An 18,123-nucleotide genomic window follows, 5' to 3' on the forward strand; every position below is an offset into this window, starting at 1 on the left:
TGGTCGCGGGCGGCTCCACTGGCGTGGCGCCTCCACTATCGCCGGCGCACGCGGGTAATCGCATCACGCATTCACGTGATCCCGGCCGGGGCCCCGCCGCGGCGGACCGCTCGGCGGTCAAGATCCCTTGAACGTGTGATGTGGCGCGGGCGCAGGTCCCCGGACACTTTCGATGTCGCTTCGGCAGAGGCGAGCAGGCGATTCGAAAGGAAGCGGACATGAGCGTGCCCGACGGATTCACGCTGGCACCCGGCGAAGGCAAGCCGATCGGCGACCAGGTGACCTTGAAGGTGGGGGACATTCACACGCCGAACTTGCTGGCGGTCGAGTGCAGGTTCGGGCCCGGGTTCGACGTCGGAGCCCACATCCACGACACCCACGAAGAGGTCTTCTACGTGCTCGAAGGCGAAGTCGAACTGTTCGCCTTCAACCCGAAGGAGCGCACCAGCGAGCCCGGTTCGTGGACGCAGTGGGAGTCGGCCGACGGCGACCGGGCCTACCGGGCGACCCCCGGCAGCGTGATGTACGTGCCGAAGGGCTGCCCGCACGCCTTCAGGAACCCCGGGAAGAAGCCGATGCGGTTCCTGCTCGTCGCCACCCCCGCCGGCCACGAGCACTACCAGCAGGCCATCGCCGACCTCATGGCCGCGCCCCCGACCGAGGAGGAGGAGCTGCGCCGGGCGGTGGAAGTGATCCGGCAGGAGCACCACACCGAGCAGCTGACGCCGGTGGTCCGATCCATCGACGACCTCCTGTCCTGACCCCGAGCGCCGGCCGGGCGTGGGGCCCGGGCCGGCGCCCGAAATCCCATGAACGCGTGATGTGGCATCGCGGGCGGCCCCTGAACACTTTCGCATGTCACTTCGGTAGCAGCAAAGGTAAAGACGCATGGACAACGTCCCCGTAGTCGTAGTCGGCGCCGGTCCGGTCGGGATGATGGCGGCGCTGGAACTCGCCCATCACGGTGTGGCGTGCCTGCTCGCCGAACAGAACGCCGGCCCCACCGTGCACCCGAAGATGGAGTTCACCAACCCCCGGACCATGGAGCACCACGCCAGGCTGGGCCTCGCCGACGACATCCGCCGGGCGGGCGTGCCCCCCGAATTCGCCTTCGACGTCATCTGGTCGACCGGCCTCGACGGCGAACGGCTCGCGGTCTGGCGCCAGCCCTCGGTCGAGGACCGGTGGCGCCGGATCCGGGAGCGCAACGACGGCACCCAGCCCAGCCAGCCCTACCAGCGGATCTCGCAGGCCGACCTCGAACCGGTGCTGCTGGAGCACTGCCGCCGCAATCCGCTGATCGACGTCCGCCTCCGCTGGCGGTTCGAATCGCTCACCCAGGACGAGGACGGCGTCACCAGCACCTTCCAGGACCTGGCCGGCGGCACCGCCCGGACGGTCAGGTCCCGGTACCTGGCCGGATGCGACGGCGCCTCGAGCGCGGTCCGCCGGGCCGTCGGCATCCCCCTGACCGGCGGCGGCATCGCCGACGGCGAGGGCGGCGGGGTCCGCGACCTGCCCGCCGCATACTCCGTGACCTTCCGCAGCACCGACACCGAGCGGCTGTTCGGGCACGGCTACTTCTGGCACTACTTCACCAGCCGCTACGTGATCATCTCGCTCGACGAGGCCGGGACCTGGTCCTTCCACGCCATGCGGCAGTCCGACTTCGACCCGCCGCCGGAGGACCCGGCCGCCTGGATCCGCTCGCTGCTCAATGTGGACGTGTCCATCGACGAGGTGACCGTGAGCTCGCTGTGGCGGCCGCAGTACCTGATCGCCGACCGCTACCGGTCCGGCCGGGTGCTGCTCGCGGGCGACGCCGTGCACCAGATGTTCCCCTCCGGGAGCCACGGCATGAACACCGGGGCGGGCGACGCGGTCGACCTGGGCTGGAAGCTCGCGGCGGTCGTCAGAGGCTTCGGCGGCCCCGGGCTGCTCGACAGCTACGAGGCGGAGCGGCGGCCCGTGGGACTGCGCAACATGGCCATGTCCCGCCGCCACCTCGACGTGCACTTCCACCACATGCGCCTGCGCGACGAGGGCGCGACGGCCGCTGAGCTCGGCGACTTCCTCGGCGACCAGCCGGGCGAGAACACCTACGAGGGCGTCTACCTCGACTACCGGTACGCCCGCTCGCCGATCGTCTGGGACGACGGCACCGACGAGCCCGATGCCGACCCGCTGCGCTACACCCCCAGCACCTGGCCGGGCGCGCGGCCGCCGAGCCTGCTGCTCGCCGACGGCACCCAGCTGTTCGACCACTTCGGACCCGATTTCACCCTGCTCGACACGGTCGGCGACGGCGAGGCCGACGCCCTGCTGGCCGCTGCCGACGAGCGCGGCCTGCCGGTCCGCCACGTCACGGTCAAGGAGGGCCCGGTGCGGGAACTGTGGGAACGCGACCTGGTGCTGATCCGCCCCGACCAGCACGTCGCCTGGCGCGGCGACCGCGCCCCCGCCGACCCCGCGGCGGTCGTCGACCGGGTCAGGGGCGCCGCCGAAGGCCACTCCGACATGCAACACCCCCAACGAAGCACCGCAGAACCGCATTCGACATTCAGGAGGCGTCCGTGACGACCGAAGTGCCCAAGCCGACCCGAGACCGGACCGGGCCGACGACCGCTCCAGCCTGGGCGGTCCTGACGCTCGTGTGCGTCTGCCAGTTCATGGTGATCCTGGACGCGGCCATCGTCAACGTCGCCCTGCCCGCGGTCCAGGACGAACTCGGCTTCAGCCACACCGGCCTGGCGTGGGTCGTCAACGGCTACCTGCTGACCTTCGCCGGATTCATGCTCATCGGCGGCCGCGCCGCCGATCTGTTCGGGCAGCGCCGCATGCTGATCGCCGGACTGTTCGTGTTCTCCGCCTCGAGCCTCGTCGCCGGCGTGGCCATGACCCCGGGCCTCCTCGTCGGAGCCCGCATCGCGCAGGGCGTGGGCGCGGCCATGATGGCCCCGGCGACGCTGGCGGTCATCAACACCGCCTTCACCGGGGAAGGCGCCCGCGCCCGCGCATTCGGCGCGTGGTCGGCCGCGGGCGGTGTCGGCGGCATGGCCGGAGCGCTGGTCGGCGGCGCCCTCACCACCGGCATCTCGTGGCGCGGGGTGTTCCTGATCAACGTCCCGATCGGCGCGGCGCTGATCGCGCTGGCCGTGTTCTCCCTGGCCGCCACCCGAGCCGAGGGCCGCGCGTCGCTCGACCTCACCGGCGCGATCACGGGCACGGCCGGGCTGGCCGCGCTCATCTACGGGGTCATGCAGAGCGCCGACCAGGGCTGGGGGTCGGTCACGGTCCTCGGGCCGGTCGCGGCGGGCGCCGTGCTGCTGGCCGTCTTCGTCGCGGTCGAGGCGCGTTTCGCGGCCGAGCCGATGATGCCGTTGCGGCTGTTCAAGATCCGCTCGGTGGCCGTCGGCGGCGTCATGATCCTGCTGTTCGGCGGGATCGCCATCGCGATGTGGTACTTCACGTCGCTGTTCATGCAGAACGTGCTCGGCTACTCGGCGCTGGAGGCCGGTCTCGGCCAGACGCCCGCGGCGGTGATGTTCCTGGTGGTCGCGCGCTGGGCTGGTCCGCTGCTGCCGCGGACCGGAGTGCGTCCGCTGGTGCTGGCCGGGTGCCTGTGCTTCCTGGCCGGGTTCGGCTGGCTCGCGCAGGCGGGCGCCGACAGCGGCTACCTCGTCAGCGTGCTCGGGCCGACGCTGCTCATCGCGCTCGGCATCGGCCTGGTCTTCCCCACGCTCATGGCGGCGGCGACGGCCGACGCCCCCGCAGGCGACGCCGGGATCGTCGGCGGGCTGGCCACCACGGCCCAGCAGGTGGGCGGTTCGGTGGGCCTGGCGGTGCTCGCCACCGCGGCCGGCGCCAGGGCCGCGGCCGAGGCCGGCGAGGGCGTCTCGGCGGCCGAGGAGCTCTCCGCGGGATACAGCCTGGTATTCCTCCTGGCGGCCGGGCTCGGCCTGGCGATCGCGGTGGCCGGCCTGCTGCTGCCGCGGCATGGGCGCCCCGCCTGACAGTGCGGCGAGCATGAAGAGCGCCTTGCGATTCGGGTGCGCACCCGAATCGCAAGGCGCTTCGCCGTTCACCCGAAGAGGTCGTCGAGCCAGTCCTCGGCCCACTGCGGGTCGTAGCGCTCCAGCCGCGGGAAGCCGCCCTGGTCGGGTCGGCCGGTCCAGTGGTACTCGGCGCCGGGGTTGTGCGCGGCGCGTCCGCCGGCGGTGAACAGGTGCGGGCTGCCCTGCACCCGCGGGGTCTCGGCGACCTCCCACTGGCGGTACAGCTCCTTACGCCCGGCGCCCGCGGCCAGCGCCGCGGCCAGCGCGTCGGCGTCCACGTGCTCGCATTCGGCGGCGAGGTCGAGGATCTCGGAGGGGATGCTGATGCAGCGGGACTCGACGTAGAAGGCGCGGCGCAGTGCCGCGTCGAGCTCGTCGCCGCCGCGCAGACCGCCGATCGCCTCGTCCTTGGCGGCCTGCACCGCCTCCATCGGCGGCAGCATGGTCACCGGGTAGGTGGCCGCGGACGCCGACCACGCCTTCCAGCCCAGCTCGGTCCGGTGCCCGGCCACCGCCACCACCTCGGCGTCCAGAATGTACTTCGGGGTGGGCATGCGGTTGAACAGTTCGAGCGGGAAGGCCCGGTGGTCGATCAGGAGGTCGACCTCGCGCCGTGCCGCCGCGGCGTGCAGCGTGTGGAGCGCCAGGCTGGCCCAGGGGCAGCCGAGGTCCGACCACACGGTGATCACGCGGGGGTCGGGGTGGACCAGGTCGGTGTCGATGCCTGCCATGCGTTCGTTCGCCTCCATCGTCGGTGTCCAGGCGATTGTCGCGGACCGCTCCCCGACGGGCATCACGTGAATCCGGGATCGTCGCGTCCGGTCAGCCGTAGCAGGCGTCGACCAGTTCGGCCGCCTGGTCGGGGTTGAGTCGCGGATCGCACAAGGTGGTATAGCGCCGCCGCAGCATGGCCTCGTCGCTCACGTTGCCGCCCAGGCACTCCGTGACCGCCTCGCCGGCGGTCTCCAGGTGCAGTCCCCCCGACGGCACCCCGGCGTCGCGCAGGATGGACTCGAAGGCCCTGACCTCGGCGATCAGGTCGTCCAAGTGCCTGGTCTTGCGACCGGCGCAGGCGGTGGCGGTGGTGGTGTTGCCGTGCATGGGATCGCACAGCCACACCACGGGATGGCCCGCCTCGCGGACGGCCGCGACGAGGCGGGGCAGGCGCTCGGCGATGCGGCCGGCGCCCATGCGGGAGATGAGCACGAGCCGTCCGGGACTGCGGTCGCGGTCGAGGGCCGCGCACAGCCGCACCAGGTCCGCCGCCGCGACGTCGGGACCCACCTTGTAGCCCACGGGGTTGAGGACGCCCGAGAGGAAGCGGACGTGGGCCCCGTCGACCGCTGCGGTGCGCTTGCCGATCCAAGGCAGGTGCGTGGAGCCGATGTAGACGCCGCGGGCGCCGGTCTCGTCGGCGGTCGCCCGCAGCAGCGCCATCTCGTAGTCGAGCACCAGGGCCTCATGGCTCGTCCACAGCGCGCTCTCCACGGGCAGTTCGCGCAGCCCGTCCATCACCCGGGCGGAGGCCTGGTACGCCCACAGCATGCGGCGCGGGTCGTGGCGGCGCGCGGCGGCGTCGGGAACCTCACCGTTGATCATGTGCCCGCGGAACGACGGCAGCCGGGCGCCGTCGACGGTCTCGAAGTCCTGCGAGCGGGGCTTGGCGTACTGGCCGGCGATCCGGCCGATGCGGATCACCCGGTCCCCGGTGCGCTCGGCGAGGCGCTCGGCGATCCGGTGCACGGTGGCCGCCTTCGCCCTGGTGTGCGCGACGGTGCACTCGTAGAAGCTCTCGGCGCAGTCACCGGCCTGGAGCAGCCGCGCCCGCCCCCTCGCCGCTTCGGCCAGGGTCCGCCGCAGCGCCAGCACCTCCGAGCCGGGGACCAGGGGCGGCGCGGCCGACAGTTCGCGGACGACGGCGGGAAAATCGGGGTGGTGCGCCCACTGCGGCTGCTGGGCGGCCGAGCCGGTGACCGATCCGACCGCGGCGAAGAACACCTCGGCCAGAGGGCCGGCATCGCCGGTGCGGAGGGGAAGATCGACGGTTGTCATGGTCCGTGGCTGCCTTTCGGGACGTCTACGCGCCGCTGGTGCTCAGCACCCGGGCGAGCAGGCTTCGCAGGATGACCGGCCCGTGCTCGGTGAGCACGGACTCCGGGTGGAACTGGGCGCCGGCGACGTTGCCGCCCCACATGGCGTGGACTCGGCCGGAGCCGGGGTCTCGGCTGAAGGTCAGCGGCCCGCCGGTGAAGGGGTTGACCGCGGTGTCGGTGTGGCTGACGGCGGCATAGGAGTTGTAGAACCCGACGCGGTGCCGCTCGCCGGCCAGGTCGATCTGCGACTGGGTCCCCTGGTTGGGCCGCTCCAGGCGCCGCAGCCGCAGCCCGAGTGCGCCCGCGATCATCTGGTGGCCCAGGCAGACGCCCAGCAGCGGCGTCCGGTCGCGCAGCAGCCGGCGCGCCATGCGGTCCAGGGCGGCCATCTTGGGGACGGAGAGGTCCCGCGGATCGCCGGGCCCGGGCCCGAGGACCACGAAGTCGTACCCGGCGAGGTCGGCCGGTTCGCTGAACCGCCGGACGGTCATGTCGGTGCCCAGGGCGCGCAGCTGCAGCGCGAGCATCGCGGTGAAGGCGTCCTCGGCCTCGATGAGCAGGCCGCGCCTGCCGAGCAGTTCGGGGGCGGGCTCAGGCCGGGCGCCGTCGCCGTGCAGCCAGAATCCGGCGATGCCCCGGTTGCGCGAGCGCAGCGCCTCCCGCACCAGGCGGTGGTCCGCCAGATCCGCCGGCGCGGCGACCTGAGCCCCGGGGCCGGCGGTTCGATCGTCGAGCGCGGACCGGGCGCCGAAGGCGGCCATCATGGCGGCGGCCTTGGCCCGCGTCTCGGCCACCTCGCCGGCCGCGGTGGACCCGCGGACCAGGGTCGCGCCCACGCCGATGCGCAGGTCGCCGTCCGGTGCCACGTCCGCGGTGCGGATCAGGATGGCCGAGTCCAGGCTCTCGGCGCCGTCGCCGTCGCAGCCGATGAGCGCCGCGACGCCGGAGTAGTAGGCGCGCGGGCCCCTCTCGTGGCGGGCGATCACGTTGAACGCGTTATCGAGCGGGCTGCCGGTGACCGTCGGGGCGAACATGGTCCCGTGCAGGATCTCGGCAGGGGACCGATCGGTGCGGCCCTCGATGAGGTACTCGGTGTGCGCCAGCCTGCTCATGGCCTTCAGGTAGGGGCCGCGCAGCCGCCCGCCGTCGGGGCAGACCTTCGCCATCATCTTGAGCTCTTCGTCGACCACCATGTAGAGCTCGTCGGTCTCCTTCTGGTCGCCGAGGAACTCGACCGCCTCTTCGAGGCGCGGGCCGCCGGGCGGGTAGCGGTAGGTGCCGCTGATGGGGTTCATGACGGCCGTGCCGCGATCGAGGCTGACGTGCCGCTCAGGGCTCGCGCCCACGAAGCTGCGGTCGGGGGTGTGGATCAGGAAGGTCCACCAGGCGCTGGACTCGGCCAGCAGCAGCCGCCGGAACGCCGACAGCAGCTGCGTCGGGACCGGGCCGCCGCTGAGGCGGGACCGCAGGGTGCGGTGGATGACGAAGTTGGCGCCCTGCCCGGTGGCGATCTCGGAGTCGAGCACCCTGCCGACGAGGTCGGCGTAAGCGCTGTCGTCGATGTCGAACTCGGGGTCGGCGGGCGCGGTCGGCCAGTCGTCGATCGCGGCGACGGCGGCTTCGGGGGAGACCCGGTCGTGCCGCTCCACCGCCATCGTGAGGATCGGCTCGCCGTCGTCGTGGCAGGGCATCCCGAGCTCGGTGATCTGCCGGTAGGGGATGACCGCCAGCAGCCGGCCGCCGGGTTCCACCGGAGGCAGGTCGCCCAGCAGCGAGGCCTTTCCGGCGGTGCCGGTGAGGATCTCGACCTCGCGGCGGCCGGTCGACTGCGGTCGGTACACCAGCGCGAAGCATTCGGGGGGGTCGGCGGTCAGCTGTGCAAGGAGATCGTCCATCATGCCTCGTCAGTCCGAGTCGGTGCGCCGGTCACCAGGTCGAGCAGCGCGTCGGGGTTCGCAGGGGCGTGGTTCCCGCGCCAGGCCACGTGCTGGTCGGGCCGCACGAGGACCAGGTCGCGCTGCCAGACGTCGCGGACGTCGGCGTCGTCGACGGCCAGGTGCGTCATGGGGATGCCGCGCTCGACCGCGCGCGCCACCAGTGCCTTGCCGGTGTCCACCTGGGACATGTCCACGAGCGTGAATCCGGTGCCGAAGGCGTCGAAGAGGGCGGTGCCGTCGCCGAGCCGGATCGAGGGCGGCCGGCCCCCCGGCCAGGTGCTCGGGACGATGGCGGTCCAGTCCCATTGCGGCGCTTCGCCTTCCTCGGCGGCGATCACCGGCGAGCCCTCGTACCGGTAACCGAAGTGGACGCCGGTGTTGTCGGCCTGGTAGGCCTCCTTGGCCAGGAATCCGGCCCGATGGGCGCGGGAGGCGCCGTCCGCGGACATCCGGGCGTAGCGGCGCCAGACCTCCAGGAGGTTGGCCGACATCTCCCGGTTGAACAGGGCCACCGGGCGGCGTTCGGCCTCGTAGCTGTCCAGCAGGGCCGCTCCGCCCCAGCCGCCGAGGACCGCGGCCAGCTTCCAGCCGAGGTCCACCGCGTCGGCGATGCCGGTGTTGGCCCCGTGGCCGCCGAAGGGGTAGAAGCGGTGCGCGCTGTCGCCGGCGAGGAACACCCGGCCCGAGCGGTAGCGTTCGGCCACCGACAGGGCCCCGTGCCATCGGTTCACGCTGAGCACCTCGTCGACCGCGAAGTCCGCTCCGAGCTTCTCGCGCATGACCGCCACCGGGTCGATGTCGGCCGCCTCGTCCGGGTCGACCGGGAAGGAGGCGGTCCACAGCTCCTTCTCGTCCCGGGAGACCAGGGCGATGCCGCGCGAGGAGGTGGTGATGAACGCCCGGCCCCAGCGCCGCAGCACCGGGTCGCCGCTGCGGAAGTACACCGAGCAGCGCTCCGAGGGCTGGTCGGCGAACTCGGACTCGATCCCGGCCGCGGCGCGGACGGCCGATCCGGCGCCGTCGCAGCCGACCAGGTATTCGGCCGCGAGCTCGCGAGTCCGGGAACCGGAGGCGATGACGGCGGTGACGCCGTCGTCTCGGCGGCGCAGGGACTCGAAGGTCCAGCCTTCGAGCACGGTGCAGTCGGGGTGGTCGCGCAGCCGCCGCCGCAGCAGCTCCTCCAGCAGGGCGCCGGCGATCCGCAGGTACGGCTCCAAGGGGGCCGTGCCCTCGTCGGCCTTGCGGGCCGCCGCCTGCTTGGCGGCCGGGGACTCCTGCCGCCACACCGCGACCGGCGGCTGCGGCAGCGAGTCGATCCACAGGAAGTCGGACGAGTGCTGGCGGTCGACGCCGCCTTCGCGGATCGGTTCGGCCAGGCCGAGTCGGCGCAGCAGTTCCATGCTGCGGCCGTTGATGTAATCCATTTTGGGGAACAGCGGAGCCGCGGTGGAACGCTCGACCACAGTGCACGGTACATTGTGCCGAGCCAATTCCAGCGCGAGTATCGATCCGACCGGACCGGCTCCGACGATGACAATTCTGGATTGTGTGATATCGTCCCTTTTGCCCACGCCCGATACTCCCTGGTCGCCTCGTTGAGTTGCTTCGACCGTAGGGTCGCAAGGCGATCGGCTGAATCACAGATCTACGTGATTCTCGTAGTCTCGCGTCCACGTTGCGTAGTCGCTTCGAATCCCCAGAAACCGTGATGTCCGCTGCGCGTTCGTCACGCATGGTTATCGGTACGGCTCCGACGGAATATCGGATCGCGGGGCCACAATCGATGGGACGTCGATATGTGCCGTGTGGTGAAAAAGTTCGGTGGAAGCTCTCTGTCGACTATGGGCAAAATTGCCCGGATTGCCGCGCTCCTCGCCGCCGAAGCCGAACGGCAGGGGCCGTTCCCGGTGGTCGTCTCCGCCCGCGGCGGCACGACCGATCAGCTGCTGGAGCTCGCCGCCGCCGCCGGCGGCCCCGATCCCGCTGCGCGTGAGGTGGACCAACTGCTGAGCACCGGCGAGATCGCCTCCGCCGCGCAGCTGGCCCTGGCGCTGGGACGGTGCGGCGTTCCGGCGGTGTCCCTGACCGGGACGCAGGCCGGCATCAACGTCAGCGGCCCCGGCGGGAACGGGGCCGTCGCCTCCATCGACACCACCCGCATCCAGGCCGAACTGGCTGCGGGCAAGGTCGTGGTGGTCGCCGGATTCCAGGGCGTCGACGCCGTCGGCGACGTGGTCACGCTCGGGCGCGGCGGTTCGGACACCACCGCCGTGGCCTTGGCCGTCGCCCTCGGCGCGCGCCGCTGCGAGATCTACACCGACGTCGACGGTGTATACACAGTGGACCCCCGGCTGGTCGCCGACGCGCAGATCCTCCGGCACGTCGATCCCGACGTGATGACGGAGATGGCCTTCGCCGGTTCCAAGGTGCTGCACCCGCGGTCGGCGCAGCTGGCGGCCACCCACGGACTGGAGCTCCACGTCCGCGACGCGGCCGGCGGGGATTCCGGGACGGTCGTCTCCCGGCGGCCGCTGGAGACCGCGCCGGCCGTCAGCGCCGTGGCCTGCGACCCGCGCGTCGCCCGGGTGCTCATCCGCTCACCACACGGCCGCGATCTCGCACCCGAGGTCCTGGAGGCGCTCTCGCTCCACGCGATACCGGTGGACCTGGTGGCCCGGTCGGGCCCCGCCGAGGAGGAGTTCCGGATGGGCTTCACCATCGACGCCGGGAACCTCGACACCGTCAGGCGGGCGCTTCGCGAGGTCGCCGACCCCAGGGGCGCGACCGTGGTCATCGACGAGAACGTGTCGAAGGTGTCGGTCGTCGGACCGGGGATACGCGCGCGGCCGGCCTACATCGCCCGGATCACCGCCGTCCTCGCCGAAGCCGGCATCGACATCAGCTGGGTGGCGCTGTCGGCCAACCGCGCCTCGGTGACGGTGGCGCGCGACCGCAGGGCCGAGGCGGTCCGGCTGCTGCACCGCGAGTTCCACGCCGACATCACGGCGTCTCAATCGGGCGGCGACGACGCCGAACCGCTCGACACCGTCGAAGAGCTCAAGCCGTAACGGGATGGAGGTATTCGCACCATGGGCTTCAACCACTACGCTCGCGAACTGCGGCTGCAACGGCTGCACCACCACAGCGACCGACTCATGATCGTCCCCCTCGACCATTCGATCGCGGACGGACCGGTGGCGGGGCCGGCGGGCCTGGACGCGCTCGTGGCCAGCCTGGTGTCGAGCGGCGTCGACGCCATCGTCGTCCACAAGGGAAGCATGCGGCACATCAGGCACGAACGGCTGCACCGCATGTCGCTGATCGTGCACCTGAACGCCTCCACCCGGCACTCCCCCGATCCGGACGCCAAGTACCTGGTGGCGGGCGTGGAGGAATCGCTGCGGCTGGGCGCCGACGCGGTCAGCGTCCACGTCAACATGGGCAGCCGCGACGAAGCGCGCCAGATCGCCGATCTGAGCGCCGTGGCCGAATCGTGCGACCGCTGGAACATGCCGCTGCTGGCCATGATGTACCCGCGCGGTCCCGAGATCACCGATCCGACCGCCGCCGACCTGGTGATCCACGCCGCCACCCTGGCCGCCGACCTCGGCGCCGACATCGTCAAGACCCCCTACGTCGGGTCGGTGCAGGCCATGGCCCGCATCACCGCCGTCTGCCCCATCCCGCTGGTCGTGGCCGGCGGCGCCGCCCAGGACTCCCCGGACGGGGTGCTCTCGTACGCCTCCCAGGCGCTCAGCGGCGGTGCCGCCGGCCTCGCCATGGGCCGCAACATCTTCCAGGCGAAGGACCCGGGCCGCATGGCGCGCTCCGTCGCCGACCTCGTGCACGGCAGGGCCGGACAGCGGCTGCTCCCGGATCCGCAGACCCTCGCCACCGCCCGATGACCCGCAACACGTCAGGAGAAGGGACGACCATGAAACTGTGCTGGATCGACATTCGCTCAGCCGGAGGGGCCAAGAAGGCCATCATCGAGGAGGCGGTCCACCAGCGTGCGAACGCGATCGCCTCGGCCAACCCGGCCGACCTCAAGGACCTGCCGCCGACGGTCACCAAGGTGCTGCTGGCGCTCGACAAGGAGCTGCCGGCCGACCTCGCCGATGTCGACGTGCTGATCCTCCCCCACGGCCGGGGCGACGCCGCCAAGCTGGCCAAGAAGTACCCCAAGCTGGAATTCGGATCCTATGTGGAGATCGTCGACGCCGAATCCCTCGACCGCGCGTGCGAAGCCGCGCGCAGCCGGCAGTGGAGCGTCCTCGACTTCGCCGACCCCACCAAGATCCCGCTCGAGATCGTGCTGGCGGCCGCCGCGGGGGCCGAGGGCAGCATCATCACCACCGTCGCCGACGTCGAGGAGGCCGAGATCGTCTTCGGGGTCCTCGAACACGGCTCGGACGGCGTCATGCTCGCGCCCCGCACGGTCGGCGAGGCCACCGCCCTGGTGAGCGCCGCGGCCTTCGAGCCGGGCGAGCTCGAACTGACCGAGCTGACCGTCACCGCCACCGCGCACATCGGCATGGGCGACCGGGCCTGTGTGGACACCTGCACGCATTTCCGCAAGGACGAGGGCATCCTGGTCGGATCGCACTCCAAGGGGATGGTGCTGTGCGTCAGCGAGACCCACCCGCTCCCGTACATGCCGACACGCCCGTTCCGGGTCAACGCCGGCGCCATCCACTCCTACACGCTGTCCCAGGGCGGGCGCACCAACTACCTCAGCGAGCTCACCTCGGGCTCCAAGGTCATGGCCGTCGACGTCAAGGGACAGACCAGGATGGTCAGCGTCGGCCGGGTCAAGATCGAATCCCGGCCGCTGATCTCCATCGACGCCGTCGCGCCCTCGGGCCAAGAGGTCAACCTGATCATGCAGGACGACTGGCACGTGCGGGTCCTCGGCCCCGGCGGCGCCGTCCTCAACAGCACCGAGCTCAAACCGGGCGACAAGCTGCTGGGCTACCTCCCCACCGAGGACCGGCACGTCGGCTACCCCATCAACGAATTCTGCCTGGAGAAATGACATGAACTCGCCACCGGCGGCCGGCCCCGTCCTAGACTTCCACGCCCGGCTGACCCCGCGCCCCGGCGCCCTGGACGACCTCCTGGCGTCCATGGCGGCGTCCGGGGTCGCCGCGGCCGGCCTGGCCGCCGGGGGCGTGCTCGACCTGGAGACGCTGGCCCGGCAGGTCGCCCTGGGCGGCGCCTCCACCGCCGACGCCGACAACGCCGCGGTGCTGGCGGCGAGCCGGTCCTCGCAGGGGCGACTGGTCCCGATCTACTTCGCCAACCCGCACGCCGGGCCCGAGCCCTACCAGGAGGCCGCCGACGACTTCGCGGCCCTGGAGATCTCACCCGCCGTGCACGGGTTCGACTTCGACGACCCGCGCGTGGAGGAACTGGTGGCGATCGCGCGCGACAGCGGACACGCCGTGTACACGGTGTGCCTGCCCAGGCCCGGCACCGGCGTCGCCGACCTGGCCGACCTGGCCGCGCGGTTCCCTGACGTCGACTTCGTCCTGGGCCACGGCGGAGTGAGCCTCATCGACCTCCACGCGATATCGGTGATCGCCGACCACCCCAACATCGCGCTCGAGACCTGCGGCCCCTACGCGGCCGTCGTCCGCCTCGCCCTGGAGCGCCTGGGACCGCGGCGGCTCGTCTTCGCCGCCGAGCACCCCCTGCAGCCGGTCCGCGCCGAACTGGCCAAGTTCGCCGGGCTCGATCTGAGCGCCGACACATGGAACAGCGTCGCCTGGCACAACGGCAGGCGGCTGCTGGGAATCGAGGAATCATGAACCGTCACGACACCGAGCTGCCGCAGCTGGGCCAGTGGTCCTCGCCGGAGGAACTGCGCGGACTCCAAAACGAGCAGCTGGCACGCATCTTCGACACCGCCGCCAAATCCCCGTTCTACGCCGAACGGCTCCAGTCGGGCATCGGCTTCGACCGGGACGGCCTGGAGACGCTCCCGGTCACCACCAAGCAGGACCTGCGGGACAACTACCCCTTCGGCATGCTCGCCGTGGACAAGGCCGAACTGGCCACCTACCACGAGTCCAGCGGCACCGCCGGCACGCCGACCCCCTCGTACTACACCGGCGACGACTGGATCGACCTGGCCGAGCGCTACGCCCGCAAGATCGTCCCGATCGGGCCCGACGACACCTTCCTGGTGCGCACCCCCTACGCCCTCATGATCACCGGCCACCTCGCGCAGGCCGCCGCCCGCCTCGAAGGGGCCACCGTCGTGCCCGGGGACAACCGGTCACTGGCCATGCCGTACTCACGAGTGGTGCGCGTGCTCCGCGACCTCGAGGTCTCCCTGACCTGGTCCATGCCCACCGAGATCCTGCTGTGGACCGCCGCGGTCCGCGCCGCGGGCGGCGACCCCGCCACCGACTTCCCGGCCCTGCGGGCGTTCTTCGTCGGCGGCGAGCCCCTCAGCCCCGCCCGGCGGGCCCGGATCACCGAGATCTGGGGCGTCCCGGTGGTGGAGGAGTTCGGCTCCACCGAGACCGGCAGCCTGGCCGGCCAGTGCGAGCGAGGCCGCCTGCACCTGTGGGCCGACCGCGCGATCTTCGAGGTGCACGACACCGAGACCGGCCGCATCGCCCCCGCCGGCCGCGGACAGCTCGTGGTCACCCCGCTGTACCGCAAGGCCATGCCGCTGCTGCGCTACGACCTCGCCGACCTCGTCGAGGTCTCCTGGGACGCGTGCGACTGCGACTGGGTGCTGCCGACCGTCAAGATCCTGGGGCGCGCCGCCTTCGGTTACCCCGTCGGCGACGCCCGGGTCACCCAGCACCAGGTCGAGGAGCTGGTCTTCTCACTCCCGGCCTCCTACGAGGTGCTGTTCTGGCGCGCCCAGGCCCACCCCGATCGGCTGGAGGTCGAGATCGAGGTCCCCGGCGAGCACCGCGAAGCCGCCTGCGGCGAGCTGTCCGCCGCGATCGCCGACACTCTCGGCGCGAACGCCCAGGTGACCGGCGTCCCCGTCGGGACGCTGGTGCCGCACGAGACGCTGACGGCGATCAGAGACGTCGTCAAGCCCCGCAGCCTCTTCGGTGCCGACGAGGACTGGGGCAAGGCGATCCTCTACTACTGAACGGAGGCTCCAATGGGACCAGAGGGCATGCGAGTGGCCATCGTGGGCGCCGGCATCGCCGGGCTCACCGCCGCGATCGCCTTGCGCGAGATCGGCGCCGACTGCCACGTATACGAACGCGCCACCCACCTGCGCGAGATCGGTGCGGGAATCCAGCTGTCGCCCAATGGGACGCGGATCCTGCACCGGCTCGGCCTGGCCGAGCCGCTCGCACGGGTCGCGACCCGGCCGCGGGCGGTGGAGGTGCGCCGCTGGGACGACGACAGCCTGATCGGCAGGACGCCGCTGGGCGAGCCCTGCGAGGAGCTGTACGGCGCCCCGTACTACGTCCTGCGCCGAGCCGACCTGCACCAGACGCTGCTGGAACGGCTGCCGCAGGGCATCGTCCACCTCGGTCTCAAGTGCACGCGCGTCGACGTCGACCGCGAGCGCCCCCGCGTGGACTTCGCCAACGGCCACACCGTGGAAGCGGACCTGGTGCTGGCGGCCGACGGCATCCGCTCCAGCGTGCGCTCCCAGCTGCTCGGAGACGAGCCGCGGTTCTCGGGCATCAGCGTCTACCGCGGGGTGGTGCCCTCGCACCTGGTCGACCACGACCCCGAGGGGCCCCGGGTGCTCATCCGCACCGGACCCGGCCGGCACGCCGTCGCCTACCCCGTCGACAACGGGCGCCTCGTCAGCTTCGTGGCCACCACCCCGGACCGGGGAGAGTGGCGCGAGGAGTCTTGGACCGCCGAGGGCGACCCCGTCGACCTCCTGTCCCATTACGAAGGGTGGGCGCCGCCGCTGCGGGCGCTGTTCGAGGCCGCCGAGTCGGTGACCCGGTGGGCGCTGTACGACCGGCCCTCGGTCCAGGGCTGGACCACTCCCAATCTGGCTCTGGTCGGCGACGCCGCCCACCCCATGCTGCCCTTCGGCGCCCAGGGCGCCAGCCAGGCCGTCGAGGACGTCGCCGCGCTGGCCGCCTGCCTGGATCAGGTCTCGCCCGACGACCTGCCGAAGGCGCTCCAGCGGTACGAGACGGTGCGCCGCGAGCGCACCCGGACCGTCCAGAGCTTCGTGCAGAAGAACGAACGGGACCACCACGCGGACGACGGCCGGGAGCAGATCGACCGGGACCGCCGGGCGCTGGACGAATGGAGTCTGGAGGGGCGTGGGTGGCTGTTCGGTTACCACGCCGAGAAGGAGGCAGTCGAATGAGTCAGACCATTGTGGATGACAACCACTTCTCCGGAAAGGTCGCGCTGGTCACCGGTGCGGCCCAGGGCATCGGCGGGGCCGTGGCCCGGCTGCTGGCGAGGCGGGGCGCCGCCGTCGCCGCCTGCGATTCCAACGCCGACGCGCTCGCCGCGCACGTCGCGGAGCTGACCGCCCACGGCGGCAAGGTCACCGGCTTCCCGATGGACGTCGCCGACACGGGCGCCGTGGACTCAGTGGTCGAGACCGTCGAACGGGAGCTCGGGCCCATCGAGATCCTGGTCAACGTGGCCGGGGTGCTGCGCACCGGACCCGTGACCGAGCTCGACGACCAGGACTGGGACCTCGTCTTCTCCGTCAACACCCGCGGCGTGTTCGGCGTCAGCCGCGCCGTGGCCAGGCTGATGCGGCCGAGGGGCACCGGCGTCATCGTGACGGTGGCCTCCAACGCCGCGGGGGTGCCGCGGATGAACATGTCGGCCTACGCGGCGTCGAAGGCCGCGTCGGTCATGTTCACCAAGTGCCTCGGGCTTGAGCTGGCCGGCTCGGGCATCCGCTGCAACGTGGTCTCTCCCGGATCCACGGACACCGCCATGCAGCGGGCGATGTGGCGGGACGGCGACGCCGCCGGCCGGCAGGCCGTGCTCGACGGCTCCATGGAGACGTATCGCGTCGGGATCCCCCTGCGGCGCATGGCGCAGCCGGAGCAGGTGGCCGAGGCCGTCCTGTTCCTGGCCTCGGACCGGGCCTCGCAGATCACCATGCACGATCTCTATGTGGACGGAGGCGCGTCGCTGTAGCGAACGCGCCCGACGCTCGGGCGCGGGCCCCGCATCGTCGCGGGTCCGCCCGCGCCCGCCACCCGCGAAGCAAAGGAACAGCATGACCATTCCCGCCATCGCCGGTTACCGGATTCCAGAGTCGCTGCCGCCCAACGCGGTGGAGTGGCGGCCGGAGCCCGATCGAGCGGTGCTGCTCGTTCACGACATGCAGCAGTACTTCATGGACAAGTTCCCCTCGGGGGCCGAGCCGGCGAGCACCGTGGTGAGCAACATCGCGCTGCTCCAGTCGGCCGCGCGTTCCGTGGGCGCCCCGGTGGCCTTCACCGCCCAGCGGGGGGACGCGACCCCCGGCGAGCGGGGGCTCCTGCGCGACTTCTGGGGCCCGGGCATGAGCGCCGATCCGGCGCACACCCGGATCGTGCGCGGCCTCGAGCCCGGCCCCGAGGATCTGGTGCTGCGCAAGCACCGTTACAGCGCGTTCCACCGCACCAACCTGTCCGAATGGATGGCCGAAGCCGGGCGCGACCAGTTGATCGTGTGCGGCGTGTACGCGCACATCGGCTGTCTCATGACCGCCTTCGACGCCTTCTCCAACGACATTCAGCCGTTCCTGGTCGCCGACGCCGTCGCCGACTTCACCGCCGAGGACCACCGTCTGGCCCTCGAACTGGCGGCCAGGCGCTGCGCGGCCGTGGTGCGGTCGCGGGACGTCGAAGCAGCCCTGGTCGGCAGCCCGGCGGCACTGACCAATTCGGACTTCTAGGAGCGGTCGACCGCGGTCACAGTCCTGGCGTTCGAGAGGGCTGCCGAGTGGCCGGACAACAGCGGCAGTGGACAGGGGGCGCGGCTGTCCGCCGCGCCCTCCCCGTTGCGAACCCGAACCCCCGGATGGACGCCGCGTCGGATCGGGCTCGGCTCCGTCCCCGCTGGTCTTCCGCA

15 protein-coding genes are annotated in these 18,123 nt (G+C 71.9%); 11 read left to right on the top strand and 4 right to left on the bottom strand.

The window, feature by feature from the left end; genetic code table 11:
• Positions 1–218: 218 nt before the first annotated feature.
• The 3 genes from K3N28_RS00650 to K3N28_RS00660 all read left to right on the top strand — a co-directional run bounded on the left by K3N28_RS00650 (position 219) and on the right by K3N28_RS00660 (position 4,013).
• Positions 219–761: a cupin domain-containing protein gene (locus K3N28_RS00650; RefSeq protein ID WP_228090543.1), complete on the top strand. Its 543-nt coding sequence runs from the start codon at positions 219–221 to the stop codon at positions 759–761.
• Between the two features lie 127 nt (positions 762–888).
• The gene (locus K3N28_RS00655) at positions 889–2,577 is read left to right on the top strand and encodes an FAD-dependent monooxygenase (protein ID WP_228090544.1); all 1,689 of its coding nucleotides are present in this window, start codon (positions 889–891) and stop codon (positions 2,575–2,577) included.
• Positions 2,574–4,013 carry an MFS transporter gene (locus K3N28_RS00660; RefSeq protein ID WP_228090545.1) on the top strand — a complete coding sequence of 480 codons (1,440 nt, stop codon included), beginning with the start codon at positions 2,574–2,576 and terminating at the stop codon, positions 4,011–4,013. The genes K3N28_RS00655 and K3N28_RS00660 overlap by 4 nt, the downstream gene beginning before the upstream one ends.
• A 68-nt stretch (positions 4,014–4,081) precedes the next feature.
• Here K3N28_RS00660 and K3N28_RS00665 read toward each other — a convergent pair whose 3' ends face one another.
• The 4 genes from K3N28_RS00665 to K3N28_RS00680 all read right to left on the bottom strand — a co-directional run bounded on the left by K3N28_RS00665 (position 4,082) and on the right by K3N28_RS00680 (position 9,656).
• Entirely contained in the window at positions 4,082–4,786 is a 705-nt protein-coding gene (locus K3N28_RS00665; RefSeq protein WP_228090546.1) for a DsbA family protein, read from the bottom strand.
• A gap of 91 nt (positions 4,787–4,877) precedes the next feature.
• Positions 4,878–6,107 (bottom strand): 3-deoxy-7-phosphoheptulonate synthase, encoded by a 1,230-nt coding sequence (locus K3N28_RS00670; protein ID WP_228090547.1) that lies wholly within the window; start codon positions 6,105–6,107, stop codon positions 4,878–4,880.
• A gap of 25 nt (positions 6,108–6,132) precedes the next feature.
• A complete protein-coding gene (locus K3N28_RS00675; RefSeq protein WP_228090548.1) occupies positions 6,133–8,046 on the bottom strand; it encodes an anthranilate synthase family protein in 1,914 nt (637 codons plus the stop codon).
• Entirely contained in the window at positions 8,043–9,656 is a 1,614-nt protein-coding gene (locus tag K3N28_RS00680; protein ID WP_228090549.1) for an FAD-dependent monooxygenase, read from the bottom strand. The genes K3N28_RS00675 and K3N28_RS00680 overlap by 4 nt, the downstream gene beginning before the upstream one ends.
• A gap of 225 nt (positions 9,657–9,881) precedes the next feature.
• Between K3N28_RS00680 and K3N28_RS00685 the strand changes: the two genes are divergently transcribed.
• The 8 genes from K3N28_RS00685 (at position 9,882) to K3N28_RS00720 (ending at position 17,947) form a co-directional block, all read left to right on the top strand.
• Complete coding sequence (locus K3N28_RS00685; protein WP_228090550.1) at positions 9,882–11,153, top strand: aspartate kinase; 1,272 nt, start codon at positions 9,882–9,884, stop codon at positions 11,151–11,153.
• A 21-nt stretch (positions 11,154–11,174) separates the two neighbouring features.
• The gene (locus K3N28_RS00690; RefSeq protein ID WP_228090551.1) at positions 11,175–11,990 is read left to right on the top strand and encodes a 2-amino-3,7-dideoxy-D-threo-hept-6-ulosonate synthase; all 816 of its coding nucleotides are present in this window, start codon (positions 11,175–11,177) and stop codon (positions 11,988–11,990) included.
• Between the two features lie 29 nt (positions 11,991–12,019).
• Positions 12,020–13,120, top strand: a complete 1,101-nt coding sequence (locus tag K3N28_RS00695; protein ID WP_304608661.1) for a 3-dehydroquinate synthase II — start codon at positions 12,020–12,022, stop codon at positions 13,118–13,120.
• Between the two features lies 1 nt (position 13,121).
• Positions 13,122–13,895 carry an amidohydrolase family protein gene (locus K3N28_RS00700; protein ID WP_228090552.1) on the top strand — a complete coding sequence of 258 codons (774 nt, stop codon included), beginning with the start codon at positions 13,122–13,124 and terminating at the stop codon, positions 13,893–13,895.
• Entirely contained in the window at positions 13,892–15,205 is a 1,314-nt protein-coding gene (locus K3N28_RS00705) for a phenylacetate--CoA ligase family protein (RefSeq protein ID WP_228090553.1), read from the top strand. Before K3N28_RS00700 ends, K3N28_RS00705 begins: the two co-directional genes overlap by 4 nt.
• Positions 15,206–15,217: 12 nt before the next feature.
• On the top strand, positions 15,218–16,405 hold the full coding sequence (locus K3N28_RS00710; protein WP_228090554.1) for an FAD-dependent monooxygenase: 1,188 nt from the start codon (positions 15,218–15,220) through the stop codon (positions 16,403–16,405).
• Positions 16,402–17,202: a 2,3-dihydro-2,3-dihydroxybenzoate dehydrogenase gene (locus K3N28_RS00715; protein WP_228090555.1), complete on the top strand. Its 801-nt coding sequence runs from the start codon at positions 16,402–16,404 to the stop codon at positions 17,200–17,202. The genes K3N28_RS00710 and K3N28_RS00715 overlap by 4 nt, the downstream gene beginning before the upstream one ends.
• Before the next feature lie 82 nt (positions 17,203–17,284).
• Positions 17,285–17,947: an isochorismatase family protein gene (locus K3N28_RS00720; protein WP_228090556.1), complete on the top strand. Its 663-nt coding sequence runs from the start codon at positions 17,285–17,287 to the stop codon at positions 17,945–17,947.
• Positions 17,948–18,123 lie beyond the last annotated feature (176 nt).

The sequence above is a fragment of the Glycomyces sp. TRM65418 genome, from assembly GCF_019710475.1.
In the GTDB taxonomy this organism is placed as follows: Bacteria; Actinomycetota; Actinomycetes; order Mycobacteriales; family Micromonosporaceae; genus Glycomyces.

Excerpts from the sequence above, each read along its gene's own strand:
- K3N28_RS00650 (WP_228090543.1), top strand. The coding sequence starts at position 219 with ATGAGCGTGCCCGACGGATTCACGCTGGCACCCGGCGAAGGCAAGCCG.
- K3N28_RS00655 (WP_228090544.1), top strand. The coding sequence starts at position 889 with ATGGACAACGTCCCCGTAGTCGTAGTCGGCGCCGGTCCGGTCGGGATG.
- K3N28_RS00665 (WP_228090546.1), bottom strand. The coding sequence starts at position 4,786 with ATGGCAGGCATCGACACCGACCTGGTCCACCCCGACCCCCGCGTGATC.
- K3N28_RS00670 (WP_228090547.1), bottom strand. The coding sequence starts at position 6,107 with ATGACAACCGTCGATCTTCCCCTCCGCACCGGCGATGCCGGCCCTCTG.
- K3N28_RS00675 (WP_228090548.1), bottom strand. The coding sequence starts at position 8,046 with ATGATGGACGATCTCCTTGCACAGCTGACCGCCGACCCCCCCGAATGC.
- K3N28_RS00685 (WP_228090550.1), top strand. The coding sequence starts at position 9,882 with ATGTGCCGTGTGGTGAAAAAGTTCGGTGGAAGCTCTCTGTCGACTATG.
- K3N28_RS00690 (WP_228090551.1), top strand. The coding sequence starts at position 11,175 with ATGGGCTTCAACCACTACGCTCGCGAACTGCGGCTGCAACGGCTGCAC.
- K3N28_RS00695 (WP_304608661.1), top strand. The coding sequence starts at position 12,020 with ATGAAACTGTGCTGGATCGACATTCGCTCAGCCGGAGGGGCCAAGAAG.
- K3N28_RS00700 (WP_228090552.1), top strand. The coding sequence starts at position 13,122 with ATGAACTCGCCACCGGCGGCCGGCCCCGTCCTAGACTTCCACGCCCGG.
- K3N28_RS00705 (WP_228090553.1), top strand. The coding sequence starts at position 13,892 with ATGAACCGTCACGACACCGAGCTGCCGCAGCTGGGCCAGTGGTCCTCG.
- K3N28_RS00710 (WP_228090554.1), top strand. The coding sequence starts at position 15,218 with ATGGGACCAGAGGGCATGCGAGTGGCCATCGTGGGCGCCGGCATCGCC.
- K3N28_RS00715 (WP_228090555.1), top strand. The coding sequence starts at position 16,402 with ATGAGTCAGACCATTGTGGATGACAACCACTTCTCCGGAAAGGTCGCG.
- K3N28_RS00720 (WP_228090556.1), top strand. The coding sequence starts at position 17,285 with ATGACCATTCCCGCCATCGCCGGTTACCGGATTCCAGAGTCGCTGCCG.